The sequence below is a fragment of the Paucibacter sp. KBW04 genome, assembly GCF_003852425.1.
Taxonomy (GTDB): Bacteria; Pseudomonadota; Gammaproteobacteria; order Burkholderiales; family Burkholderiaceae_C; genus Paucibacter_A.
The window spans coordinates 163,216-186,742 of record NZ_QAJN01000008.1 but is presented as its reverse complement, the minus strand read 5'-3'; the positions used below and the strand labels follow the sequence as shown (position 1 = coordinate 186,742).

General features: G+C 64.5%; 20 protein-coding genes. 15 read left to right on the top strand and 5 right to left on the bottom strand.

Annotation, left to right across the window (positions count from 1 at the left end; translation table 11 throughout):
* Nucleotides 1–36: 36 nt before the first annotated feature.
* Nucleotides 37–1,863, bottom strand: a complete 1,827-nt coding sequence (locus tag DBR47_RS10550; protein WP_231512240.1) for an OPT/YSL family transporter — start codon at nucleotides 1,861–1,863, stop codon at nucleotides 37–39.
* A 57-nt stretch (nucleotides 1,864–1,920) separates the two neighbouring features.
* Between DBR47_RS10550 and DBR47_RS10545 the strand changes: the two genes are divergently transcribed.
* Nucleotides 1,921–2,544 carry a DJ-1/PfpI family protein gene (locus DBR47_RS10545; RefSeq protein WP_124449712.1) on the top strand — a complete coding sequence of 208 codons (624 nt, stop codon included), beginning with the start codon at nucleotides 1,921–1,923 and terminating at the stop codon, nucleotides 2,542–2,544.
* Here the strand turns inward: DBR47_RS10545 and DBR47_RS10540 are convergent.
* Entirely contained in the window at nucleotides 2,504–3,484 is a 981-nt protein-coding gene (locus DBR47_RS10540; RefSeq protein ID WP_124449710.1) for a LysR family transcriptional regulator, read from the bottom strand. The genes DBR47_RS10545 and DBR47_RS10540 overlap by 41 nt on opposite strands.
* Nucleotides 3,485–3,648: 164 nt before the next feature.
* On the opposite strand from DBR47_RS10540, the gene DBR47_RS10535 reads away from it, so the two are divergent.
* The 3 genes from DBR47_RS10535 (at nucleotide 3,649) to DBR47_RS10525 (ending at nucleotide 8,661) form a co-directional block, all read left to right on the top strand.
* Nucleotides 3,649–5,655, top strand: coding sequence for an alkyl/aryl-sulfatase (locus tag DBR47_RS10535; RefSeq protein WP_231512239.1), 2,007 nt, complete (start codon nucleotides 3,649–3,651; stop codon nucleotides 5,653–5,655).
* Nucleotides 5,656–5,677: 22 nt separating this feature from the next.
* Nucleotides 5,678–7,099 carry a hypothetical protein gene (locus DBR47_RS10530; RefSeq protein ID WP_124449708.1) on the top strand — a complete coding sequence of 474 codons (1,422 nt, stop codon included), beginning with the start codon at nucleotides 5,678–5,680 and terminating at the stop codon, nucleotides 7,097–7,099.
* 80 nt (nucleotides 7,100–7,179) lie between these two features.
* Nucleotides 7,180–8,661: a DUF1254 domain-containing protein gene (locus tag DBR47_RS10525; protein WP_124449706.1), complete on the top strand. Its 1,482-nt coding sequence runs from the start codon at nucleotides 7,180–7,182 to the stop codon at nucleotides 8,659–8,661.
* A gap of 18 nt (nucleotides 8,662–8,679) precedes the next feature.
* Here the strand turns inward: DBR47_RS10525 and DBR47_RS10520 are convergent, their stop codons facing one another.
* Nucleotides 8,680–9,660 (bottom strand): GyrI-like domain-containing protein, encoded by a 981-nt coding sequence (locus DBR47_RS10520; protein WP_124449704.1) that lies wholly within the window; start codon nucleotides 9,658–9,660, stop codon nucleotides 8,680–8,682.
* Nucleotides 9,661–9,691: 31 nt separating this feature from the next.
* Nucleotides 9,692–10,180, bottom strand: coding sequence for a DUF1203 domain-containing protein (locus DBR47_RS10515; protein WP_124449702.1), 489 nt, complete (start codon nucleotides 10,178–10,180; stop codon nucleotides 9,692–9,694).
* Nucleotides 10,181–10,361: 181 nt separating this feature from the next.
* Here DBR47_RS10515 and DBR47_RS10510 point away from each other — a divergent pair, with 181 nt between their 5' ends.
* The 8 genes from DBR47_RS10510 (at nucleotide 10,362) to DBR47_RS10475 (ending at nucleotide 18,612) form a co-directional block, all read left to right on the top strand.
* Nucleotides 10,362–11,990, top strand: coding sequence for a peptide chain release factor 3 (locus tag DBR47_RS10510; protein ID WP_124449700.1), 1,629 nt, complete (start codon nucleotides 10,362–10,364; stop codon nucleotides 11,988–11,990).
* A 258-nt stretch (nucleotides 11,991–12,248) separates the two neighbouring features.
* The gene (locus DBR47_RS10505) at nucleotides 12,249–12,869 is read left to right on the top strand and encodes a PEP-CTERM sorting domain-containing protein (protein WP_124449698.1); all 621 of its coding nucleotides are present in this window, start codon (nucleotides 12,249–12,251) and stop codon (nucleotides 12,867–12,869) included.
* Nucleotides 12,870–13,123: 254 nt separating this feature from the next.
* Nucleotides 13,124–13,894, top strand: a complete 771-nt coding sequence (locus DBR47_RS10500; RefSeq protein ID WP_124449696.1) for an ABC transporter ATP-binding protein — start codon at nucleotides 13,124–13,126, stop codon at nucleotides 13,892–13,894.
* Between the two features lie 2 nt (nucleotides 13,895–13,896).
* Complete coding sequence (locus DBR47_RS10495; RefSeq protein ID WP_124449694.1) at nucleotides 13,897–14,610, top strand: ABC transporter ATP-binding protein; 714 nt, start codon at nucleotides 13,897–13,899, stop codon at nucleotides 14,608–14,610.
* Nucleotides 14,611–14,690: 80 nt separating this feature from the next.
* Nucleotides 14,691–15,899, top strand: a complete 1,209-nt coding sequence (locus DBR47_RS10490) for an ABC transporter substrate-binding protein (protein WP_197046988.1) — start codon at nucleotides 14,691–14,693, stop codon at nucleotides 15,897–15,899.
* Between the two features lie 89 nt (nucleotides 15,900–15,988).
* Complete coding sequence (locus DBR47_RS10485; RefSeq protein ID WP_124449692.1) at nucleotides 15,989–16,876, top strand: branched-chain amino acid ABC transporter permease; 888 nt, start codon at nucleotides 15,989–15,991, stop codon at nucleotides 16,874–16,876.
* Nucleotides 16,876–17,910 (top strand): branched-chain amino acid ABC transporter permease, encoded by a 1,035-nt coding sequence (locus tag DBR47_RS10480; RefSeq protein WP_124449690.1) that lies wholly within the window; start codon nucleotides 16,876–16,878, stop codon nucleotides 17,908–17,910. Before DBR47_RS10485 ends, DBR47_RS10480 begins: the two co-directional genes overlap by 1 nt.
* A gap of 234 nt (nucleotides 17,911–18,144) precedes the next feature.
* Nucleotides 18,145–18,612 carry a hypothetical protein gene (locus DBR47_RS10475; protein ID WP_124449688.1) on the top strand — a complete coding sequence of 156 codons (468 nt, stop codon included), beginning with the start codon at nucleotides 18,145–18,147 and terminating at the stop codon, nucleotides 18,610–18,612.
* Between the two features lie 113 nt (nucleotides 18,613–18,725).
* On the opposite strand, the gene DBR47_RS10470 is transcribed toward DBR47_RS10475, so the two are convergent.
* Nucleotides 18,726–19,616, bottom strand: a complete 891-nt coding sequence (locus DBR47_RS10470) for a LysR family transcriptional regulator (protein WP_124450078.1) — start codon at nucleotides 19,614–19,616, stop codon at nucleotides 18,726–18,728.
* Nucleotides 19,617–19,766: 150 nt separating this feature from the next.
* Between DBR47_RS10470 and DBR47_RS10465 the strand changes: the two genes are divergently transcribed.
* The 3 genes from DBR47_RS10465 to mmsB are packed head-to-tail and all read left to right on the top strand — an operon-like array spanning nucleotide 19,767 to nucleotide 23,434.
* A complete protein-coding gene (locus DBR47_RS10465; RefSeq protein WP_124449686.1) occupies nucleotides 19,767–21,011 on the top strand; it encodes an ABC transporter substrate-binding protein in 1,245 nt (414 codons plus the stop codon).
* A 19-nt stretch (nucleotides 21,012–21,030) separates the two neighbouring features.
* Complete coding sequence (locus tag DBR47_RS10460; protein ID WP_124449684.1) at nucleotides 21,031–22,536, top strand: CoA-acylating methylmalonate-semialdehyde dehydrogenase; 1,506 nt, start codon at nucleotides 21,031–21,033, stop codon at nucleotides 22,534–22,536.
* 13 nt (nucleotides 22,537–22,549) lie between these two features.
* On the top strand, nucleotides 22,550–23,434 hold the full coding sequence (gene mmsB / locus DBR47_RS10455; protein WP_124449682.1) for a 3-hydroxyisobutyrate dehydrogenase: 885 nt from the start codon (nucleotides 22,550–22,552) through the stop codon (nucleotides 23,432–23,434).
* Nucleotides 23,435–23,527: the final 93 nt, after the last annotated feature.

Below are 23,527 nucleotides of genomic sequence, written 5' to 3'. Positions count from 1 at the left end.
GCTCAGTCCGCTGAGCCGGGGCTTTTTTTCGACCCGTCAAAGTAGCGCGGCCAAGCCCGCCAAACCCAGACCCAGGGCGGCCAAGGCATCGCCCGCGATCAAGCCGCCGCCGACCAGGGAGGTGCTGCTCATGTCATCGGGCAATTCGCTGGCCGTGGCCGGGGCTTTGGGCTTGAGGCTGTTGATCAGGCTGGACGCAATACCGCCGGCCGCAAACCAGGCCGAGGTCGGCAGGTTCACAAAACCACCGAAGGAGGAGGCGTAAGGGCTGGGCAAAAACAAAGCGTCCAGGCAGAAATCGATGGCAAAACCCTTGCGGCCGCTTTGCGCAAAACGCTGATAAGCCGCATGGTGCTTGATCAGCTTGCGCAGCAACTCGGTGCCAAAGCCAATGCCCAGCCCGATCAGAATGGCCGTGGTCTGGAACTCTTTGGGCTCGGTCAGGCTGCGCAAGACACCGACGAATTTGTAAGTCATGGCCGAGGTCCACTGGGTGGGCGCCTCGCTGGCCGACATGGCCGTCTGGTCCAGCTTGAGCACCGGATAGGCCGTCATGAACAGCTGGGCGATCACCACCGCCAGCACCGCACCCAGCAGCAAGCCGGCCACCTGGAAGCGGAACTGCAGCGTGCGGTTGGAGCCCAGACGCCAGCCGGTCGAGCGGTCCTGCTGCATATCACCCGCCACGCTGCTGGAGACAAACACCACCATGGCCGCCATCAGGCCCAGCAAGGGGTCTTTGAGCCCCACGCTGGCCAGAATCAGCACCGTCACCACAAAGGCCGAGGAGATCGGGTTCTGATCGGTCAGCCCCACCGAGATGCCGTTGACGACCGCAAACACATAGACCAGGCCGACCACCAGCACCATATAGCCCAGGGGTTCATTGAAGAAGCTCATGCCCGCCACGATGGTGGCCACCGTCCACACCCCCACCCAGGCCAGCAGGCGCGGCATGCTGGCGCGCGGGCCGCTGCCGCGCCCCACCTGCTCGGCCGGCACGGCCACGGCATCGGCCTCGGAGACCGCGCGCAGACGATGGACGGCGCGCCAGAAGATCAAGCTGAGATCGATGAGGGCCGCGCCCAGAATCATGCCGAGTGCAATCAGAAAGGCGATCTTGCGAAAGGGCTCGTCCGGTTGCAGCCAGCCAATGCTGATGAAGTACGGCGCCAGGGCCCAGAACACCAGGCCGCCGGTGAGCGCCGGGATGCCCACCCGGGCGCCCACGATCAAACCGGCGCCAAAGGTGGAGGTGGACAGCTCGATCACCCCCAGCAGCGCCACCTTGGCCGAAGCCCAGCCGCCGATGGCGCCCACCGCCAGGCCGCCGAACAAGCGCGAGACCGATTGACGCAGCAAGACCGGGTCGGTCAAGGCACGCAAGATATTGGCCACCGCCAGGCCGGAGGGAAAGGTCAGCTGCATGCGCTCGACCAGGATGGGCGTGTAAAGCATGCCTATGCCCGCCCCCATCATGCCTATGCAAAGCATATAAGTGACCATCTGCCAGAAGGGCACGGCCGGCATGCCCATCCAGACCATGGCCTGGATCAAGGTGCTCATGGCCATCATGCCGGCCACCGAGGCGGCCGCCGTCTGGATGTAGTTGGCGCCGTGCTTGCCCTCGCTGCCGTAGCCATAGGTGACCACCGAGCCCAGAATGCCGGCCAGCACCTGGCCACCGACGTAGAAGCCGATGGAGAAATTCATGAAGGCGGCGGTGAGGCCGCCCAAGGGGCCCAGCACCAGCATGCCCACGGCAGCCAGCAGTGCGTAGTAAGCGGCCGAGCCCACGGGTGGCAGCCAGGCCCAGCGGCGGGTATCCGGCAGGGCCGGGGCGGAATCAGCAAAAGAGGACATGAGGGGCGGGATTGACTAGGATGGGCCGCACTGTAGACCTCAGCCGGATCAAGCCCCATGAGTGCTTCCACCCGCATCGCCATCCTCAGCTTTGAAGGTTTCAACGAGCTGGACAGCTTTATCCCGCTGGGCCTCTTGAACCGCTTGCAGGCCCAGGGTTTCAAGGCCGAGCTGTGCGGGCCGGGCGGCACGATCAGCTCCATGCACGGCGTGCAAGTCCAGCTACAACGCCCGCTGGAATGGGCCAATGAGGCCGAGGTGGTGCTGTTCGGCTCTGGGCTTTACACCCGCGCGATTGCAGAAAATTCCGCCCTGCTGGATCGCCTGCAGTTGGATCCGCTGCGCCAGCTGATCGGCGCCCAATGCTCGGGCAGCTTGCTGTTGGCCCGGCTCGGTTTGCTAGGCCAACAGCCTGCTTGCACCGATGCAAGCAGCAAGCCCTGGGTGCTTGAAGCCGGCGCCCGGGTGCTGGACGAGCCCTTCCATGCCCAGGGCCCCATCGCCACCGCCGGCGGCTGCCTGGCCTCTCAGTACTTGGCGACCTGGGTGATGCTGATGAAGGCGGGCGAGGCCGCCACCCGCGAGGCCTTGCTCACGGTGGCGCCGGTGGGCGACAAAGAGGCGTATGTGGAGCGGCTGCTCAAGACTGTGCAGCCCTTTTTGCCGCCGCCCTGCGCTTGACCTGCTTGGCCTGCGCGCCAGCCTGGCTCAAGGCCGCATCATGGCTGCGCAAGAGTTCGACAAACTGCAGGGCCGCGCCAGACAGGCTGCGCTGCTGCAGCCAGGCGGCGCCGAAGCGCGGGCGCAGTTCGGGCAGCAGGCTGGGCAAGGCGCAGAGGCGACCCAGGCTCAGCTCCGCCTGCACCATGAAGCGCGGCATGGTGGACAAGGCGTCGGATTCCTGCACGATGCTTTTGAGCAGGCTTGAGCTGTCGCATTGCAAGGTGAGCAAACCCAGTCTTTGCAAGCGCTCGCGCTGGGCTGCGGGCGCGGCCTTGATCAAGGCTTCGGCCACGCCGGGCGGCAGACGCGGCCCGGCCAGCGGGTAGGCAAACAGCTCGGCCAGGCTGGGCCGCTCCAGCCCCAGCATGGGGTGGCCTGGGCGACACACCGTCACCGTCTCGTGGGCGCTCAATCGCTCCAGCGCAAAGTCCTCCAGGCGCTCGATCTCACTCAGCTCGGCCACCACCAGATCCACATCGCGGGCACGGGCGCGCTCGGGCAGCTCCTGCCAGGGCGCCACCACCAACTGCACCCGCAGCTGCGGATAGCGCTGATTCAATCGCCCCACCACCGGGCCGATCAGAGCCGCGCCGCCGTAGGGGCCGACACCGATACGCAGCTCACCCAGCTCCAGCCCCTTGGCCAGGCGGATCTCATGCTCCAGGTCCAAGGCCGAGGTTTGAAAGGCCTTGGCATGGCGCAGCAGCAAGCGGCCCATTTCGGTGGCTTCGATATGGCCACGGCGGCGCTCGAACAAGACCGCCCCCACCTGCGCCTCCAAGGCCTGAATGCTGCGTGTCAGCGCCGGTTGAGTCAGATGCAAGACCTCCGCCGCGCGGCTGAAGTTGCCATGCTCGGCCAAAACCAGCAGATGGCGTAGATGCCTGAGTTCGACCATGGGGTGAGCCTCCGTGAATTACCCAAACTCATCATCATGATGATGAAGATGCATTGGACACATTGTTTCGGATTGTTGATCATGCGCCTGACTTCGGCCCATTCCCCGTGAATAGAGAGCCGTCGCAGGCCCAAACAAGGCCACAACAAAGCAGGAGACAAGCTTTGAACAAAAATGAATTGGCAAGTTCGCGCGCGCTTTGGATCAGGCCTTGCCAGGCCTTGGTCGGCGCCACCATCCTGGTCGGCCTGCTGGCCGGCTGTGGGCGCCAAGCCGCGCCTTCGGCCTCCTCGGGCGTGACAAGCCAGGTGCAAGAGGCCCAGCAAGCCACGGCTCGAGCGGCCGACTTGTCGGACCCGGCGGCCTTTGCCGACGCCAGGCGCGGCTTCATCGCCGCGCCCAAGGGCCAGGTCAAGAATGCGGCGGGCGAAGTGATCTGGGACTACGAGGCCTTTGCCTTTGTGCAGGGCGCGGCTCCGGCCACCGTCAACCCCAGCTTGTGGCGCCAAGCCTTGCTGAACAACCAGATCGGCCTCTACAAGGTGCGCAACGGCATCTGGCAGCTGCGCGGCTTTGACCTGGCCAATATCACCCTGATCGAGGGCAAGAGCGGCTGGATTGTGGTGGACACCCTGACCTCGCGCGAGACCGCCGCCGCCGCCATGGCGTTTGCGCGCCAGCACCTGGGCAATAAGCCGGTGTCGGCGATTGTGTTCACCCACAGCCATGCCGATCATTTCGGCGGGGCTCTGGGCGTGCTCTCGGCGGAGGAGGCCAAGGCCCGCGCCGTGCCCATCGTCGCCCCGGCGGGTTTCATGGAAGAGGCCACCAGTGAGAACGTGATGGTGGGGGCCGCCATGGGGCGGCGCTCCATGTATATGTACGGCAGCCGCCTGCCGCGCTCGGCCACCGGCTTGGTGGACGACGGCCTGGGCAAGGCCGTGGCCTATGGCCAGGTGGGCATCTTGCCGCCCACCCAATTGGTCGAGGGCGAGCAGCAGGAGCTGGCGCTGGACGGCGTGCGCTTCATCTTCTACAACGTGCCGGGCAGCGAGGCGCCCTCCGAGTTCACCTTCGCCCTGCCCGAGCTGCAGGCCTATGGCGGCGCCGAGTTGATGAGCCATACCTTGCACAACCTCTACACCTTGCGCGGCGCCAAGGTGCGGGACGCGCTCAAATGGGCCGCCTATCTGGACGGCTCTCTGAAGCAACTCCAGGGCGCCGAGGTGGTGTTCAACCAGCACCACTGGCCGGTGTGGGGCGAGGCCAATATCCGCGACTTCATCGCCAAGCAACGCGATGTCTACAAATTCATCCACGACCAGACGGTGCGTGGCATCAACGCAGGCCTGAACGGCGCCGAGATCGCCGAGAACATGCGCCTGCCCAAGGCCTTGCAAGACCATCTGCATGTGCGCGGCTACTACGGCACGGTGCGGCACAACGCACGGGCGGTCTACCAGTTTTACATGGGCTGGTTCGATGCCCACCCCGCCAATCTAGATGGCCTGCCGCCGCTGGAGCTGGCGCAGCGCTATATCAAACTGGCCGGTGGCCCGGACAAGGCCATGAGCGCTGCCCAACAAGCTTTTGACGCCGGCGACTTCCGCTGGGCCACGGAACTGCTCAAGCAGCTGGTCTACACCCAGCCCAAGGACAAGGCCGCCAGCGAGCTGCTGGCGCGCAGCTTTGAACAGCTGGGCTATATGGCCGAGTCGGCCCCCTGGCGCAATTTCTATCTGACCGGCGCGCTGGAGCTGCGCCAGGGCCCGCCCGACAAAGGCATTACCTCGGCCATGCTGATCGATATGCTGCAGCACACCCCCATCGAGCGCTTCCTGGAAGCCATGGCCGCCGGCATCAATGCGGAGAAGGCCGATGGCCTGCAGCTGAAGATCAATCTGGTCTTCTCGGACAGCCCTGGGGACAGCTATGTGCTGCAGCTGAGCAACTCGGTCCTGCACCACAAAAAGGCGCCGGCCGCCACCGATGCGAACGCGACCTTGACGCTGACCAAGCCCTTCTTCCTGCGCATGATGACCGGCTCGGCCGGCGCCAAGGACTTGCTGCTGTCAGACCAGACCAAGATCGAAGGCAGCACCCTGGATCTGGGCCGCTTCTTCAGCCTGATCGACAAGGCCGCCGGCACCTTCCCCATCGTCACGCGTTGATTCCGATCGAAGAGAGATCACCATGCCCAAGCACCTTCTCAGCAGCCTCGGACTGATCTTGCTGTTCACGGCCGGTCCAAGCGCGGCGCAAGGCGAGGCCGCGGCCGCAGCCGATGTGGCTCAGCGCCTACGCCAGGCCACGCCCAGCGTGCAACCCTATACGGCCGAAGAAATCGCGCGCCGCCATGCCGGCAAAGGCCTGAGCGACTGCTTCTGGACCGGCACGCTCAAGTCCGACACCTTCAACATCCTCTCACCCGATCTGGGCGTGGTGTACTGGATCGCCCAATTCAAACTGCCTGTTGGTGCCAGCCTGAGCCTGGAGGGCGAGTTCCCCCATGCCCGCTACCTGTCTTTTGCCTCCTACAACCCCATGGGGCAGCCGGTGGACTCGCTCAGCGATCTCCTGATCCGGCCCGCCCCAGGCAGCAGCAACCCTTTTCTGCCCGGCGCCGACCGCCAAGCCAAGCAACGCCAATACACCGTGGCCCTGCAGCCGCGCGATCTGCAAGCGGGGCAGCGGGTGGACGAGGCTCAGCGCCCGCCCAACACCTTGTTCATGCCCGATGAAGCCGGTGTCTACCAGCTGTGGATGCGCGTCTATGTGCCCGACCAGGGCCGCGATGTGAAGGGCGGCGTGGCCCTGCCCCGGCCGCAACTCAGGCTGGCCAGTGGCCACCGCCTGGACGGCGAAGCCCTTTGCCGCGCCATTGGCGTGCCTGAGGCCGCGGTACGGGACTACCGCAGCACGGCCGAGGGCAATCGAGCCCTTTTCAAAATCCCCGGTGCCCGCGCGCCCTACCACCCCGCCCAGCCCGCGCCGGTCTCCTGGAACAGCTTCTTCAACCCCCTGCACACCCTGAGCAATGTCTTGATCAACACGCCGTTTGAAGGCATGCGCAGCCGCATCGACGCCAGCCGCCGCAGCGGTTTCTACGGCACCTTGGACAACAGCTATATGACGACCTATCTGGATGACCGTTATGGCCAGACCTTGCTGCTACGAGGCAAGGCGCCGCGCACGGCGGTGACCTGGCGCGGCGGGCCCAAGATGACTGGCGAGCTCGATATGCGTTACTGGTCGCTGTGCAAAGGTCGCTCGATTGCCGACGGCGCGGTCGATGCCTGCCTGTTTGACGAACAAGTGCCTTTGAACGAGCAGGGCCGCTACAACATCGTCGTCAGCAGCCCGGCCCATCGACCCGCCAATGCCCGCGCCGAATGTGGCGTGGCTTGGCTGCCATGGGGCGAAGGCGATGGCATCGGCAATCCGCATGGCGGCTATCTGATCTTCCGCCACCTGCTGCCCTCGCCTGCCTTTGCGCACAGCTTGGCCAAGGTGCAAAAACCGGGCGAAGAAAGACAGGTGCTGGGCGACTACTACCCCGACTTGGCCTACCAGGACAAGGCCGCGTTTGAGGCCAGGGGCTGCCCTGCTCGCTAAGAGCGGCTCGCCAACATCTCCTGGCCACCTTGCATGGCCAGGACTCTTTCACCGACAAGACCCACGGAAGCAAAACCACCATGCTCAAACGTCGCAATTGGTTGCAACAAACGCTGCTGACAGCAGGTGTCGGCCTGAGCGGCACAAACGCCTTGGCCCAGCAAACCACCCCGCCCAAGGAGAGTGCCGAGGCCAAGGCCGCGCGCGCACTGGACATCCTCGGCGGCCAAGAAGCCGCGGGCGCCGACCCGCGTGAACTGCATGCCTATGCCCTGGGTCTGCAAGCCTTTCAGTGGGGCTGGCCGCTGATCTACTTCGCCAATCTGATGTGGCAATGGACGGTCAACCCCAAGTCGGTGCAGCGCCCCATCAACTCATGGATCACCACCAAGCACTTCGTCGCCACCTCCTTCTACCAAGACGGCGGCTCCTTCAATACCGACACCGTCTATGCCGGCGCCTTCATCGACCTGCGTTCGGGCCCCATGGTGATCAGCCCGGTGGACCCGCAAGGCCATTACTTCTCGGTCCAGCTGTCCGACCTCTACACCAACAACTTTGCCTACCTCAGCAAGCGCTCCGGCGGGCCTTTGCATGGCAACTTCCTGCTGCTGCCCCCGGGCTGGCAGGGCGAGCTGCCCAAGGGCCGTTTCGATCGCGTGATTGAGTGCCCGCAGAAATGGGTCTTCGCCCTGGTGCGCTTGCGCATCGACCAGGACGACGCCAAGGAGATTGCCTGGGCCAAGGAGCGCTTTGCCCAGACCAAGATCACGCCCCTGGCCGACTTCCTGGCCGGGCGCGAGTTCGTTGCCAGCGACAAGAATGTGTTCGACGTCAGCGCCCTGGCCGGCAAGCCGCTGCGGCCTTTTGTCATCCTCAATCAGATGCTGATCGAGAACCCGCCGCCGGCCCATGAGCAGATTCTGCTGGAGGGCTTCAAGACCGTCGGCATCGGCCCGGGTCTGGACCTGAGCAAGAACTCGCCCGAGACCAACCGCGGCCTGGCCCGAGCCGCCCGCGACGGCCTGCGCGTGCTGCGCAGCCATGTCGAGCGGCCCTGGGCGCGGGCCGTCAACGGCTGGTTTTACTTCCCCACCGACATTGGCCAGGCCAGTACCCATGACTACATCATGCGTTCGGCCTGGCAAAGCCTGTGGGGCATCGTGGCCCACCCGCCCCGTGAATGCACCTATCTATGGGCCTCGCAGGACCAGAACGGCGAACGGCTCAATAGCAAGGGTCGCTACGAGTTATTCATGCGCAAAGACCAGTTCCCCAAGGTCGAGGCCTTCTGGTCCTTCACCCTGTATCAGAACTTCAATCTGGTGGAGAACGAGATCAATCGCTGGGCCATACGCGAAAACATGAAGGGCCTGAAGTTCGACGCCGACGGCTCGCTGCGCATCTACATCCAGGCCGAGCGCCCCAGCGAGGACAAGCTCAGCAACTGGCTGCCCGCGCCCAAGGAAGGCAATTTCAACCTCACCATGCGCAACTACATGCCCGCCAAGGAGATCATCGAGCAGCGCTACGACCCGCCGGCGCTGACACGGGTGGCTTGAAGCCAGCTGCCCCCAGATCTACAGGCCGCGCAAGGGCACGCAAAGCTGGCACTCAAATCGGCCGGTCTCCAAGTCGTAGCGGGCATCGGCCGGGTAGTACTCGAAGAAGGGGCGCGAGTCCACCTGATACCCACTCTTGGGCAGCCACTCACGCAGCAACTCGGTCCAGGCCAGGCTGGCAGCCGGGCCGTCGCCGAAGAACTCGGCGCAGGCATAGCGCCCGCCTGGCAGCTCCGCGATGCCCGCCGGGTTCTTGGCGACGAAGTCCGGCGCCACCGGCACACAGGCGTCGTAGCGGCATTTGGCGCCTTCGGTGATCAAGGGATCGTCATGGCCGATGCCGTAGCGCGGCGCCTTCTCCAAGCCATGGGCGATCAGCCAAGGCATGACCTGCTCGGGCCAGAAACGGCTGATAGCTGGGCCGTAGGGGCCGATATGGCGAAGATAGGCGACGCGCACGGGCGGCAGGGTTTGGATGGTGACTTTCATGCAGAACTCCGGATGCGAAATTGAGGAGTCCTGATAATTCACGGCATGCCGCTGCGGCAACTGATCAGGATTGCTCAGCGCCTGATCCAGATTGCTCTGCGCCTGCTCTGCCAAGCGCCGCGCCGCATGCAGCTGCTCGGCCCAGCGCCGCGGAGCCTGCTCACGCCACTGGCTAGGCGTGCTGGCAAAGCGTAGCTTGAAGGCCCGCGCCAGGGCCTCGCCCGAGCCAAAGCCCACGTTCAGGGCGATCTCCAGGACCGGCATGGTGGGTTCGATGACCAGATAGAGCGCGGCCACATCCAGACGGCGGCGACGCAGATAGTCGCCCAAGGTCTCGCCCATCCAGGCCGCGAAAACGCGATGGAAATGGAAGGCTGAGAAGTGAGCGACCTCGGCCAGATCGGCCAGTTCCAGGTTCTGGTCCAGATGCCGATCGATATGGTCCAGCACCTTGTTCATGCGCTGGGTGTAGAGCGCCGAGCTGTCGCGTTCTGTAGGGTTGGGCTGCATGGCCCGCAGTCTATTGCGCTTGGCCCCGCAACTAGCCGCCTCGCTCGACGCGGCAGGCATAGCAGCCGTAGGCCGCGAAGCGCGCCAGCACAAAGTCCACATCGGCACGCGCCAGCAGGCCGAGCAAAGCAGGCTCGGCCTGGGCCGGGTGGACGATCTCGGCCGCCACGATGCGCTGCTGGGCCGAGTAGGCCCGCAGCACAAAGCTGTCCCTCAGATAAGGCGGCTCGCCTTGCAAAGGCAGGCGGGATGCGCCCAGGGGCTGGGCCGCAGGGTCGGCCAGCAGAAAGACGGGCCCGTACTCACGGTAGGGGCCGACCTGCTCAAACGGGCAGTAGCTGGCCAGGATTAAGCGCTCGCCAGGGCGGGCGCGGCGCAAGGCGTCGCGACAGGGCTCGCCGCCCTGGGCGATGTGATGTTCCACGGGCTGATCGAGATCGTCCAAGCCCTCTGAACGGGCGCGTTGCACAAAGTCCTGACGCAAAGGGACGACCCGGTAGGAGGCGGTCGATGGCAGCATGCTTGAGGCTCGCAAAGTTTCACAAGCCCACAGCCTAGGCGGCGCGTGGCGGCCCGGCCACCCGCTTCTTGCGCTCGGCTCTGAGCCCTGAGGCCACGCGCCCAGCCCGCCACTGCGATAATCCCGCCCTTACCTTCGAATCTGCGCGTGGGCCTTGGGGCTTGTCGCGCCCACCAGCCCCATGTCCGCCGATCTCCCGACCCGCATTCAAACCGAAGTCAAGCGCCGCCGCACCTTCGCCATCATCTCCCACCCGGATGCGGGCAAGACCACGCTGACCGAGAAGCTCTTGCTGTTCTCGGGCGCGATCCAGATTGCCGGCTCGGTCAAGGCTCGCAAGGCCTCGCGCCATGCGACCTCGGACTGGATGGAGATCGAAAAGCAGCGCGGCATCTCGGTCGCCTCCTCGGTGATGCAGATGGAGTACCGCGACTGCGTGATCAATCTGCTGGACACCCCCGGCCACCAGGACTTCTCGGAAGACACCTACCGCGTGCTGACCGCCGTGGACGCGGCCCTGATGGTGATCGATGCGGCCAACGGCGTGGAGCCGCAAACCCGCCGCCTGCTGCAGGTTTGCCGCGCCCGCAACACCCCCATCCTGACCTTCGTCAACAAGATGGACCGCGAGGTGCAAGACCCGCTGGCCCTGATGGACGAGATCGAGCGCGAGCTGGGCATGACCGTCGTGCCCTTCACCTGGCCGGTTGGCATGGGCAAGCATTTCCACGGCGTGATGGACCTGCGCCAGGAACAGATGCGGGTGTTCTCGCCCGGTGAAGACCGGGTGGGCGGCGACGACGAAATCCTCAGCGGCCTCAACAACCCGGCTTATGCCGAGCGCTTCGGCATGCAGTACGAGCAGGCCCAGGGCGAGATCGAGCTGGTGCAGGATGCCGCGGCGACCTTTGATCTGGACGAGTTCCTGACCGGCAAGCAAACGCCCATGTTCTTCGGCTCGGCCGTCAACAACTTCGGCGTGCAGGAAATTCTGGACGCCCTGGTCGAACTGGCCCCCGCCCCCGGCGAGCGCGCCGCCATGCAGCGCGTCGTCAAGCCCGAGGAGCCCAAGTTCACCGGCGTGGTGTTCAAGATTCAGGCCAATATGGACCCCTCGCACCGCGACCGCATCGCTTTCCTGCGCGTGGCCTCGGGCCACTTCGAGCGCGGTATGCGGCTCAAGGTGGTGCGCTCCGGCAAGGAATTGCGCCCCAACACGGTGGTGAGCTTTTTGAGCCAGCGCCGCGAGCTGCTGGACGAGGCTTTCGGCGGCGACATCATTGGTATCCCCAACCACGGCGTGCTGCAGCTGGGTGACACCATCACCGAGGGCGAGGCCCTGCAGTTCACCGGCCTGCCCTTCTTCGCCCCGGAAATGTTCCGCAGCGTCGAAGTGGCCGACCCACTCAAGACCAAGCAGCTCAAGGCCGGCCTGCAGCAGCTGGGTGAAGAAGGCGCGATCCAGGTCTTCCGCCCCATCGCCGGTTCGGTGCTTTTGCTGGGCGCCGTCGGCCAACTGCAGTTTGAAGTGGTGGCGCACCGCCTGGAGCATGAGTACGGCTGCAAGGCCCGCATCAGCGGCAGCCGCTTCCAGGTGGCACGCTGGGTCACTTGCGACGACGAGAAAGAGCTCAAACGCTTCATCGACGCCAACGACCACCGCATGGCCTACGACGCGGTGGACGCACCCACCGTGCTGGTCGAGTACGCGCCCGAGCTGCGCGCCATCGAAGCCAACTGGCCCAAGATCAAGTTCCACGCCTTGCGCGAACACGCCGGCCTGGTGTTCCAGAAGCGGCTGGAAGGGTAAAGATCGGTCCGGCCCAGCGCCCACCTTCCCCCCAAAAAGCAGCAAGCGCCAGCAACGGCCTTGCTGCTTTTTTCACACGCCAAGCGCACGCCAATCGCACCAAGCCGCTGCGAGGGGACAAAGTTTCGGCCGCAAACGTGATGCGATTCACGATGTGCCGCCAGAACCCTTTGTCCACGGGGATGGCGATGGACAGGGACTTCTGAACAATAGCTTCTGTCGCGCTTCGATAGCGCCGCCCCACCCAAAAGGATTCGTATGAAAAAGGTTCTCACCACCATCGCTCTGCTGGCTTCGCCTGTGTTCGCCCTGGCTGCGACCCCGAATCTGGTGGTCAACGGCAGCTTTGAAGACAATGCCCTGGCCAACGGCGCCTGGAGCAATTTCAGCAATATCAATGGCTGGACCGGCGTGGGCGCCGGCATCGAGCTGCGCAACAACATCGCTGGCAGCGCGTTTGACGGCCTGAACTATGTCGAGCTGGACACGACCAAGAACAGCAGCATGTTCCAGACCATCGCCACCCAGGCCGGTCAGAGCTACAACTTCAGCTTCGCCTACGCCAACCGCCCCGGCACGGCGGTCGCGACCAATGGCCTGGACTTCACGGTAGACGGCGGCACGACCTGGACGGCGCTGGCCGCCCTGCCCGCCGCGACCACCAATAACAACTGGACCACCTTCAGCACCAGCTTTGTTGCCGGCGCTTCGACCACCATCGGCTTCCGCGCCACCGGCACCAGCGACACCCTGGGGAGCTCGCTGGACAAGGTCAGCCTGACCGCGGCCGTGCCCGAGCCCCAAACCTATGCCCTGATGCTGGCCGGCCTGGGCGCCCTGGGCTTTGTGGCCCGCCGCCGCAATCGCCAGCAAGCTTGATGTTTGATTGATTGAACCGCGCCTCCCCGGCATGGGAAGCCAGCAGCGCAAGCTGCTGGCTTTTTTCTTTTGGGGGCGTCGATTTCCAAGCACAGGAACATGACCAGCCGATCGGTTTCGGTGCTTGAATTGCCCGCTCGGTGAATACCCTAGGTCAATACTACTTAAAGGTTGTTCCGGTGTCCGTTCTAGAGCTTCGGCCCTACATTGGGGATTCAACTACAACCGCACCCTGATTCGGTGCGGGCCAGCAGATGAGCGAACTCATCCTAGAGACAAAAGACCTGACCAAAGAGTTCAAAGGCTTCACCGCCGTGGACGCCGTCAATCTGCAGGTGCAGCGGGGTCATATTCACGCCTTGCTGGGCCCCAACGGAGCGGGCAAAACCACCTGCTTCAACCTGCTGACCAAATTCCTGGAGCCCACCCGCGGCACGATTTTGCTCAACGGGGTGGACATCACCGGCGAAAAATCCGCCGAGATCGCCCGCCGCGGGGTGATCCGCAGCTTTCAGATTTCCGCCGTCTTTCCCCACCTCACCGTGTTGGAGAACGTGCGCATCGGTCTGCAACGCTTCACCGGCACCAGCTTCCACTTCTGGAAAGGGCTCACGGGATTGAAGCAGTTAGACGCTCGCGTCCTGGCCTTGCTGGAATTGGTGGACCTACGCGAAATGGCCCAGCTCAAGGCCGGCGACCTGCCCTACGGCCGCAAGCGCGCCCTGGAAATCGCCACCACCATGGCCATGGAGCCCACCTTGATGCTGCTGGACGAACCGACCCAGGGCATGGGCCACGAGGATGTGGACCGTGTCACCGACCTGATCAAGCGCGTGGCCGAGGGGCGCACCGTCTTGATGGTTGAACACAATATGAAGGTGGTCTCGCGCATCGCCGACCGCATCACCGTGCTGGCGCGCGGCGCCGTGCTGGCCGAGGGCGACTACGCCACCGTGTCCAAGCACCCGGCTGTGCTGGAAGCCTATATGGGCAGCGAAGCCGCCGAGTTGCAGGGAGCCCATTGAGCATGAGCGAAGTCGCACTCCAGATCACCGATCTGCACGCCTGGTACGGCGAGAGCCACATCCTGCACGGCATCAATCTGAGCGTCAAAAAGGGTCAGGTCTTGACCCTCTTAGGCCGCAACGGCGCCGGCCGCACCACCACCCTGCGCGCCATCATGGGCTTGACCGGCCAGCGCAAGGGTTCCATCAAGGTGCATGGGGTGGAGACCATTGATATGGCCACCCACCACATCGCCCATCTGGGCCTGGGCTATTGCCCGGAGGAGCGCGGCATCTTCGCCTCGCTCACCACCGAGGAAAACCTGCGCCTGCCCCCCGCCCTGAAGAATCAGCGCGCCAAGCCCATGAGCGAGGCCGACATCTACGCCATGTTCCCCAATCTGTCCGAACGCCGGCACAGCCCGGGCACCCGGCTCTCGGGCGGCGAGCAGCAGATGTTGGCCGTGGCCCGCATCCTGCGCACCGGCGCCGACATCCTCTTGCTGGACGAGATTTCCGAAGGCCTGGCCCCCGTCATCGTGCAGGCCCTGGCCCGCATGATCACCACGCTCAAGGCCCAGGGCTTCACCATCATCATGGTCGAGCAGAACTTCCGCTTCGCCGCCCCGCTGGCCGACCACTTCATCGTGGTCGAGCATGGCGAGGTGGTGGAGTCCTTCCCGGCCGCAGACCTGCCCCAGAAGCAGGCGGTGCTGGACGTGTTGCTGAGTGTCTGAAGACCCAAGCCTTCCTCGATTGACCTGTTGACCGATCTGTTGACCGATTGCCTCAAAGCAAAACCCAAGGAGACAAAACCATGACCCTGAAGCTCAAACACCTCGCTTTGGCCAGCCTCACCGCCTGTGGCGCATTCGCTGCCCAGGCCCAAGTCTCTGGCGATGTGGTGAAGATCGGCTTCATCACCGATATGTCCAGCGTCTACGCCGACATCGACGGCGCCGGAGGCGTGGAAGCCATAAAGCTGGCCATTGCCGATATGAAGGGCATGGCCGCCGGCAAGAAAGTCGAAATCATCTTCGCCGACCACCAGAACAAGGCCGATGTGGCCGCCTCCAAGGCGCGCGAGTGGATAGACACCCAGGGCGTGGACCTGCTGATCGGCGGCACCAACTCCGGCGCCAATCTGGCCATGGCCACGGTGGCAGCGGAAAAGAAACGCCCCTTCATCTCCATCGGCGCGGGCAGCTCGGCTCTGACCAATGACAAGTGCACGCCCTACACCATCCACTACGCCTACGACACCGTGGCCCTGGCCAATGGCACGGGCGCGGCCGTCACCAAGGGCGGCGGCAAGAGCTGGTACTTCCTGCAGGCCGACTACGCCTTCGGCCAGGCCCTGCAGGCCGACACCGCCAAGGTGGTGGCCGCTTCGGGCGGCAAGGTGGTGGGCACGGTCAAGCACCCGCTCAATGCCAACGACTTCTCCTCCTTCCTGCTGCAGGCCCAGGGCAGCGGCGCGCAGATCCTCGGCCTGGCCAATGCGGGCGGCGACACCATCAACGCCATCAAGGCGGCCAATGAGTTCGGCGTCACCAAGACCATGAAGATGGCCGGCCTGCTGATGTTCATCAACGACATCCACTCGCTGGGCCTGAAGACCACCGAAGGCATGTACCTGACCGATAGCTGGTATTGGAACCAAAGCCCCGAGGCCCGCGCCTGGAGCCGCCGCTTCTTCGAGAAGATGAAGCGCATGCCTTCCTCCCTGCAAGCTGCCGACTACTCGGCCGTGACCCATTACCTGAAGGCCGTCGACGCGCTCAAGACCGATGACGCCGACAAGGTGCTGGCCAAGATGAAGGACACGCCCATCAACGACTTCTACACCAAGGGCCATATCCGCAAGGAAGATGGCCGCGGCGTGCACGATATGTTCCTGCTGCAGGTGAAGTCGCCCAAGGAGTCCACCGAGCCTTGGGACTACTTCAAGGTCGTGACCCGCATCCCTGGCGACGAGGCCTTCACCAAGCTGGCCGACAGCAAGTGCCCGCTGGTCAAGAAGTGACTCTCTGATCCCGCGTCCCGGCCGACAAGGCCGGGGCCTGGGTCAGCTCCCACTGGCCACTTTGAACGTTTTGCGCGTGGACTGACGACATGACAGATTTCTTCGGCATCCCCCTGCCTGCTTTGCTGGGCCAGCTTTTGCTGGGTCTGGTCAATGGTTCTTTCTACGCGATGCTGTCGCTGGGCTTGGCCGTGATCTTCGGCATGCTCAACATCATCAACTTCGCCCACGGCGCCCTTTACATGATGGGCGCTTTTCTGGCCTGGATGGGGCTGGAATACCTGGGCCTCAATTACTGGATGATGCTTTTGCTCGCTCCCCTGGTGGTGGGCGTGCTGGGCATTCTGATCGAGCGCCTGCTCTTGCAGTGGCTTTACAAGTTAGACCATATCTACGGCCTGCTCCTGACCTTCGGCATCACCCTGGTGATGGAGGGCGTGTTCCGCTCCTTTTACGGCGTCTCGGGCCAGCAGTACTCGGTGCCCGAGGCCTTGCAAGGCGCCACCAATCTCGGCTTCATGATCCTGCCCAATTACCGCGCCTGGGTGGTGGTGGCCTCGCTGATCGTTTGCCTGGGCGTCTGGGCCTTGATCGAGAAGACCTCGCTGGGCGCGACCCTGAGGGCTGGCACCGAGAACCCCAAGCTGGTGCAGGCCTTCGGCATCAATGTGCCGCGCCTGGTCACGCTGACCTACGCCGGCGGCGTGGCCCTGGCGGCCTTTGCCGGCGTGCTGGCCGCGCCGATTCTGCAGGTCTCGGCCCTGATGGGCTCCAACCTCATCATCGTGGTCTTCGCCGTGGTGGTGATCGGCGGCATGGGCTCCATCCTGGGCTCGGTCATCACCGGCTTGGGCCTGGGCGTGATTGAAGGCCTGACCAAGGTCTTCTACCCCGAGGCCTCCAGCACCGTCGTGTTCGTCGTGATGGCGATTGTTCTGCTGGTGCGTCCCGCTGGCCTGTTTGGGAAAGAGAAATGATGTCGTCGTCCACCGCCAACGCCACCTCAGCCGCGAGCCGCCCCACCGTGAAAGACAAGAACCCCTTGCTGGGCTACGGCGCCCTCTTCCTGGCCATCGCCCTGCTGCCGGCCCTGGGCGTCTACCCCATCTTCGTGATGAAGGTGCTTTGCTTTGCCCTGTTTGCCTGCGCCTTCAATTTGCTGATCGGCTTCACCGGTTTGCTCAGCTTTGGCCACGCCGCCTTTCTGGGCATGGCGGCCTATGCCACCGGCCACGCGCTCAAGGTCTGGGGCCTGCCCGCGCCGCTGGGCCTGATCGTGGGCGCTGTGGCTGCGGGCGGCGTGGGCCTGGTGTTTGGCCTGCTGGCGATCCGCCGCACCGGCATTTACTTTTCCATGATCACCCTGGCCCTGAGCCAGATGCTTTACTTCGTCTTCCTGCAAGCGCCCTTCACCGGCGGCGAGGACGGCCTGCAGTCGGTGCCGCGCGGCACTTTCTTCGGCCTCAATCTGGAGAACGACCTCACGCTTTACTACGTGGTGCTGGCGATCTTTATCGCCGCCTTCTGGTTGATCTACCGCACCGTGAATTCGCCCTTCGGCCAGGTGCTGACCTCCATCCGCGAGAACGAGGCCCGCGCCACCTCGCTGGGCTATGACGTGGACAAGTTCAAGCTCTTGGCCTTTGTGCTCTCGGCCACCCTGGCCGGCCTGGCCGGGGCCACCAAGACCCTGGTGCTGGGCTTTGCCACTTTGACCGATGCCTTGTGGACCACCTCGGGCGCCGTCATCCTGATGACTCTGGTGGGCGGCATGGGCACCTTGATCGGCCCCATGGTGGGCGCGCTGATCATCATCGCGCTGGAGAACAAGATCGGCGACCTGGGCAAGGCCCTGGCCGAGCTGACCGGCGTGGCCTGGTTCAACGGCCTGGGCGAGTCGGTCAGCCTGGTGACGGGCCTGATCTTCATCGTCTGCGTGCTGGCATTCAGGCGTGGTGTGGTGGGTGAGGCCCTGGCGCTGTGGGAGAGGCGCGGCGGCGGGAAGCATTGAGAGGGAAGAGCAGGTAAGCGCGGTTTCGTCACTCAGCCCCGGCCTCTTAACCCGGGCTGGGGGCTTAGCGCAAGCTGCCGCTTTTGGCGAGAGTTTGATGGGGTGTAAATTGCAGCCCATCAAACATTTTGTGCCAGCAGACCAAATTCTGTAGACGGATTAAATCGCCGGTTCTATACAGCAGGGTGCTGGTAGAGGGGGTTGGGGCTGTCGCAACAAAACACATGAGGCCTCATGAAACGCGCCCTGCTCGCCTCCATCGCCATTTTTCTGAGCTTCGGTGCATACGCTCAGAACTCGAACCAGCAAGTCGACTGCACGCGAGCAGAAAGACAACTCGATCTCGGCCCCTTCAAGTCATGGAACCAGGCCCATACGTACTTCAAGCGCTACAAAGGCTTGTGCTCCGACGGCGCGCAGGCGGAACGACTCAGCGCCTACAAGACAAGGCTCCTGGATCGCGAATGGTCGAAACTTGACGAGTTAAAGCGCCTCGCCTCTCAGGACCCGGCCTTTCTTGAATGGGTGCTTCTTGGCGTCTTCTACGATCCAGAAATCGTTGAGATCAATAAGTCCAACACCGCTTGCCGTTTGCTGAAGCGGCTGAGAACATGCTCTTTCGAGAATCGGGAACTTTGCGAGCGACTGGCCCAGAGAGTTGGCCCAAGCCGCGAGTACGTTCAAGCCTGCCCGCCAGCATGAGGCCCCGTCGGTTAGCCGGAAGCTCTTAACTCGCAGCCACCACTCCCTCAACCCCACGGGTTCGCAGCGGGCCGTGCCCGGACACCAGGCTGACTCCCACACAAATCCTTCATTCACTCCTCCATCAACAAGCCCTGCTGCTGCGCCACCGTCTCGCGCAGAAATTTCCACAAGGCATTGACGCGCGCGATATCGCGCTGCTCCTTGGGCGCATAAAGCCAGAAGCTGCGCAAGATCGAGGCCTGGCCCGGCAGCACGGCTTGCAGATCGGCACAGCTGCTGGCCATGAAGCAGGGCAGCACGGCCAGGCCATGGCCGCGGCGAGCCGCCTGCATCTGGGCCACGATGCTGGTGCTGCGCAAGGGCACGGGCGCATTGGGCGCCAGCTTGGCTAGGTAACGCAGCTCGGTGCTGAAGGCCAGCTCGTCCACATAGCCAATCAGACGGTGCTGTTGCAAGTCGGCCAGCTGTTGGATGGGCGCATGGCGGGCCAGGTACTCGGGCGTGGCGTAGAGGGCCAGGCGGTAGTCCGTCAGCTTGCAGGCCACGTACGCGCCCTGGCGCGGGCGCTCGATGCTGATGGCCAGGTCGGCCTCGCGCTTGGACAGATTGACGAAGCGCGGCACGGCTAGCAGGTCCACGCTGATGGCCGGATGGCGGGCGCAAAAGTCCGCCAGATGCGGGGCCAGGAAAAAGCTGCCAAAGCCCTCGGTCGCGCCCAGGCGCACATGGCCGTGCAAGACATGGCTGTCGCCGCCGATATCGGCGTCCACCAAGGCGAGTGTGTCCTCGATGCGCTGCACCGACTCCAGCAGGCGCTGGCCCATGGCGGTGAGCTGATGGCCTTGCGGGCTGCGATCGAACAGCTGGGTGCCTATGTCTTGCTCCAGTTGCTTGAGACGGCGGGTGATGGTGGACTGATCCAGGCCCAGCGTGGCCGCCGCCTCCATGGCCGAACCCTGGCGGGCCACGGCCAGAAAGACGCGCAGATTGTCCCAATTCATGTTCAAGGTCGGGTCCTTCCGGGTTATCCAGGAGCGGGCAAATTTGCAAGCTTGCTGCGCATTTTCCTCGCTTCGCCTTGCATCCGTACCGGCCTACATTCGGCCCACCAGCCTCCCCGGCCGGGCCAAAAAAATACCGGAGACAAAGACATGACACCCAAGCTCTTGAAGTTGAAGGCCAGCGCTGTTGCAGCCTGCACGCTCGCCCTGCTCAGCCCCCTGCAAGCCTTCGCCGCACCCGGCCAAATCTCGGACGGCGTGGTCAAGATCGGCATCCTCACCGATATGTCTGGCGCCTACTCGGGCATGGGCGGGCCGGGCTCGGTGGTGGCCGCGCAGATGGCGGTGGACGACTGCCTGCGCGGGCCATGCAAGGGCATGAAGATCGAGCTGCTCTCGGCCGACCACCAGAACAAGCCCGACATCGCCTCCGGCAAGGCGCGCGAATGGCTGGACCGCGACAAGGTCGATGCCCTGGCCGATCTGACCAACTCGGCCGGTGCCTTGGCCGTCCAAAAGCTGATCAAGGAAAAAGGCGGCATCGCCCTCTACAGCGGCCCGGCGACCACCCGATTGACCAATGAGGACTGCGCGCCCAATGGCTTTCACTGGATGTTCGACACCTATGCCATGGCCAATGGCGCGGCGGCCACGCTGACCAAGAGCGGCCTGAAGAGCTGGTACTTCCTGACCGTGGACTACGCCTTCGGCCACTCGCTGGAGAAGGACACCAGCGAGATCGTGCGCGCCAACGGCGGCAAGGTGCTGGGCAGCGTCAAGCACCCGCTGGGCGCCAGCGATTTCTCTTCCTTCTTGCTGCAGGCGCAAAGCTCCAAGGCCCAGGTCATCGGCCTGGCCAATGGCGCGCAGGACACGGTCAATGCCATCAAGGCGGCGCGCGAGTTCGGCGTCGGCGGCAAGGATCAGCAGATCGCGGCCTTGCTGGTCTTCCTCACCGATGTGCATGCCTTGGGCCTGGAGACGGCGCAGGGCCTGAGCTTTACCGACGGTTTTTACTGGGATATGGACGAGGCCACCCGCGGCTTTGCCGCCCGCTTCGCCAAGCTGCACAAGGGCGGCAAGCCGACCATGGTGCATGCGGGCGTCTATTCCAGCGTCTTGCATTACCTGAAGTCGGTCGCGGCCCTGGGCAGCGACGACTCCAGCCTGGTGGCCAAGAAGATGCGCGAGCTGCCCATCGAGGACGCGGTGATGCGCAATGCCAGCATTCGGCCGGACGGCCGAGTCATCCACGATATGTACCTCTTCCAGGTCAAGAAGCCGGCCGAGTCCAAGGCGCCTTGGGACTATTACAAGCTGATCAACACCATCCCCGCCGCCCAAGCCTTCAAGCCGCTGGAGCAATCCAGCTGCGAGCTGGTCACCAAAAAATAAGCCCGAGCCTCCACACACCATGAGCGACAACATCCCCCGCCTGAGCCATCTGATCGATGGCAAGCCCTATGCCTCCGCCAGCACGCAGTGGCGCGACGTGATCAACCCCGCCACGCAAGAAGTCGTGGCCCGTGTGCCCATGGCCACGGCGGCCGAGGTGGACGTGGCCGTGGCCAGCGCCAAAAAGGCCTTTGCCAGCTGGCGCAATAGCTCCTTGGGCAGCCGCATGCGCATCATGCTCAAGCTGCAACAGCTGGTGCGTGAGAACACGCCGCGCCTGGCCGAGCTGATCACCCGCGAGCATGGCAAGACCCTGCCCGATGCCGAGGGCGAGGTCGGCCGAGGCCTGGAGGTGATCGAGCATGCCTGCTCTATTCCTACCTTGCAGCTGGGCGAGATCGCGGAGAACGCCGCCAGCGGCGTCGAGGTCTACAACCTGCTGCAGCCTCTGGGCGTGGGCGCGGGCATCACCGCCTTCAACTTCCCCGTCATGCTGCCCTGCTTCATGTTCCCGCTGGCCGTGGCCACCGGCAACTGCTTTGTGCTCAAGCCCTCGGAGCAAGACCCCAGCGCCACCCTGCTGCTGGCCGAGCTGGCCCAGCAGGCCGGTCTGCCGCCGGGCGTGCTCAACGTCATCCACGGCGGGCCCGAGGTGGCGGACGCCCTTTGCGATCACCCGGACATCAAGGCCATTTCCTTCATCGGCTCGACCCAGGTCGGCACGCATATCTACCGCCGCGCCAGCGAGGCGGGCAAGCGGGTGCAGGCCATGATGGGGGCCAAAAACCATTGCGTGGTCTTGCCCGATGCCAACAAGGAGCAGGCTATCAACAACCTGATCGGCTCGGCCTTTGGCGCGGCCGGCCAGCGCTGCATGGCCAACTCGGTCTTGCTGCTGGTGGGCGAGGCGCAGAGCTGGCTGCCCGAGATCGTCGCCAAGTCCAAGGCCATGAAGGTGGGCCCGGGCACCGACCGCCAGGTCGATGTGGGCCCCTTGGTCAACCCGCGCGCGCTGGAGCGGGTGCGCCGCCTGGTCGGCACGGGCGAGGCCCAGGGCGCCCGCCTGCTGCTGGACGGCCGCGATTGCGTGGTGCCCGGCTTCGAGCGCGGCAACTTCATAGGCCCGACCATTTTTTCAGAGGTGAAGCCCGGCATGGCGATCTACGACGAGGAGATCTTCGGCCCCGTGCTCTGCGTCATCGCCGTGGACAGCCTGGATGAAGCCATCGCCTTCGTCAACGCCAACCCGAATGGCAACGGCACCTCCATCTTCACCTCCAGCGGCTGGGCGGCACGCAAATACCAGAACGAGATCGATGTAGGCCAGGTCGGCATCAATGTGCCCATCCCGGTGCCGGTGGCTTACTTCAGCTTCACCGGCTCACGCGCCTCCAAGCTGGGCGATCTGGGGCCTAACGGCAAACAGGCCCTGAGCTTCTGGACCCAGAGCAAGACCGTTACCGCGCGCTGGTACGAGCCCGGTCAGGGCAGCAGCGCCCGCGTCAACACCACCATAGCCTTGTGAGAAGGAGCTGCGCATGAAAACCGCCTTCATCGGCCTGGGCCATATGGGCCTGCCCATGGCCTTGAATCTGCTCAAGGCCGGCCTGGCCCTGAGCTGCTACGACCTCGCCGAGGCCCCGCTAACTCAAGCCGAGGCCGCAGGTGCGCGCCGCGCCGCCTCCATCGCCGATGCGGTGACCGGGGCCGATGTGATCATCACCATGCTGCCCGCCTCGCGCCATGTGGAGGGCGCTTATCTGGAGGCCGAGGGCGGCATCCTGGCCCATGCCAAGGCGGGGGCGCTCTTGATCGACTGCTCCACCATCGCCCCGGCCGCGGCCATACGCGTCGCCCAGGCCGCTGCCGAATGCGGCATGGTCATGATCGATGCGCCCGTCTCGGGTGGCACGGCCGGCGCCCAGGCCGGCACGCTGACCTTTATGGTGGGCGGTGAAGCCGCAGCGCTGGAGCGCGCCCGGCCCTGGCTGGAAAAAATGGGCAGCAATATCTTTCACGCCGGTGCCAGCGGCTGCGGCCAGACGGCCAAGGTCTGCAACAACATGCTTTTGGGCATTCTGATGCTGGGCACCTCCGAAGCCCTGCGGCTGGGCATGGCCAACGGCATGGACCCGGCGGCGCTATCGCAAATCATGAGCAAAAGCTCGGGCCGCAACTGGGCGCTGGAGGTCTACAACCCCTGCCCCGGCGTGATGCCTACTGCACCGGCCTCGCGCGGCTACCAGGGCGGCTTCGGCGTGGACTTGATGCTCAAGGACTTGGGCTTGGCGGTCGAGGCCGCACAAAGCCATGCAGCCGCCACGCCCCTGGGCGAGCTGGCCCGCCAGCAGTACCAACGCCTCAGCGCGCAAGGTCATGGCGGGCTGGATTTCTCCTGCGCTTTTGCCTACCTGGAGCCCTGAGAGCGCGGCGGGGTGGCGGCGCCCCAACGCCGCCACCATCCCCCCTCATCTGGGCCGCTGGACGCCGAGCGTTTCTGGGCTAAGCTGCCAGCA

Coding starts and splice junctions, on each gene's coding strand:
- DBR47_RS10550 (WP_231512240.1), bottom strand. CDS start 1,863: ATGTCCTCTTTTGCTGATTCCGCCCCGGCCCTGCCGGATACCCGCCGC.
- DBR47_RS10545 (WP_124449712.1), top strand. CDS start 1,921: ATGAGTGCTTCCACCCGCATCGCCATCCTCAGCTTTGAAGGTTTCAAC.
- DBR47_RS10540 (WP_124449710.1), bottom strand. CDS start 3,484: ATGGTCGAACTCAGGCATCTACGCCATCTGCTGGTTTTGGCCGAGCAT.
- DBR47_RS10530 (WP_124449708.1), top strand. CDS start 5,678: ATGCCCAAGCACCTTCTCAGCAGCCTCGGACTGATCTTGCTGTTCACG.
- DBR47_RS10525 (WP_124449706.1), top strand. CDS start 7,180: ATGCTCAAACGTCGCAATTGGTTGCAACAAACGCTGCTGACAGCAGGT.
- DBR47_RS10520 (WP_124449704.1), bottom strand. CDS start 9,660: ATGCAGCCCAACCCTACAGAACGCGACAGCTCGGCGCTCTACACCCAG.
- DBR47_RS10515 (WP_124449702.1), bottom strand. CDS start 10,180: ATGCTGCCATCGACCGCCTCCTACCGGGTCGTCCCTTTGCGTCAGGAC.
- DBR47_RS10510 (WP_124449700.1), top strand. CDS start 10,362: ATGTCCGCCGATCTCCCGACCCGCATTCAAACCGAAGTCAAGCGCCGC.
- DBR47_RS10505 (WP_124449698.1), top strand. CDS start 12,249: ATGAAAAAGGTTCTCACCACCATCGCTCTGCTGGCTTCGCCTGTGTTC.
- DBR47_RS10500 (WP_124449696.1), top strand. CDS start 13,124: ATGAGCGAACTCATCCTAGAGACAAAAGACCTGACCAAAGAGTTCAAA.
- DBR47_RS10495 (WP_124449694.1), top strand. CDS start 13,897: ATGAGCGAAGTCGCACTCCAGATCACCGATCTGCACGCCTGGTACGGC.
- DBR47_RS10490 (WP_197046988.1), top strand. CDS start 14,691: ATGACCCTGAAGCTCAAACACCTCGCTTTGGCCAGCCTCACCGCCTGT.
- DBR47_RS10485 (WP_124449692.1), top strand. CDS start 15,989: ATGACAGATTTCTTCGGCATCCCCCTGCCTGCTTTGCTGGGCCAGCTT.
- DBR47_RS10480 (WP_124449690.1), top strand. CDS start 16,876: ATGTCGTCGTCCACCGCCAACGCCACCTCAGCCGCGAGCCGCCCCACC.
- DBR47_RS10475 (WP_124449688.1), top strand. CDS start 18,145: ATGAAACGCGCCCTGCTCGCCTCCATCGCCATTTTTCTGAGCTTCGGT.
- DBR47_RS10470 (WP_124450078.1), bottom strand. CDS start 19,616: ATGAATTGGGACAATCTGCGCGTCTTTCTGGCCGTGGCCCGCCAGGGT.
- DBR47_RS10465 (WP_124449686.1), top strand. CDS start 19,767: ATGACACCCAAGCTCTTGAAGTTGAAGGCCAGCGCTGTTGCAGCCTGC.
- DBR47_RS10460 (WP_124449684.1), top strand. CDS start 21,031: ATGAGCGACAACATCCCCCGCCTGAGCCATCTGATCGATGGCAAGCCC.
- mmsB (WP_124449682.1), top strand. CDS start 22,550: ATGAAAACCGCCTTCATCGGCCTGGGCCATATGGGCCTGCCCATGGCC.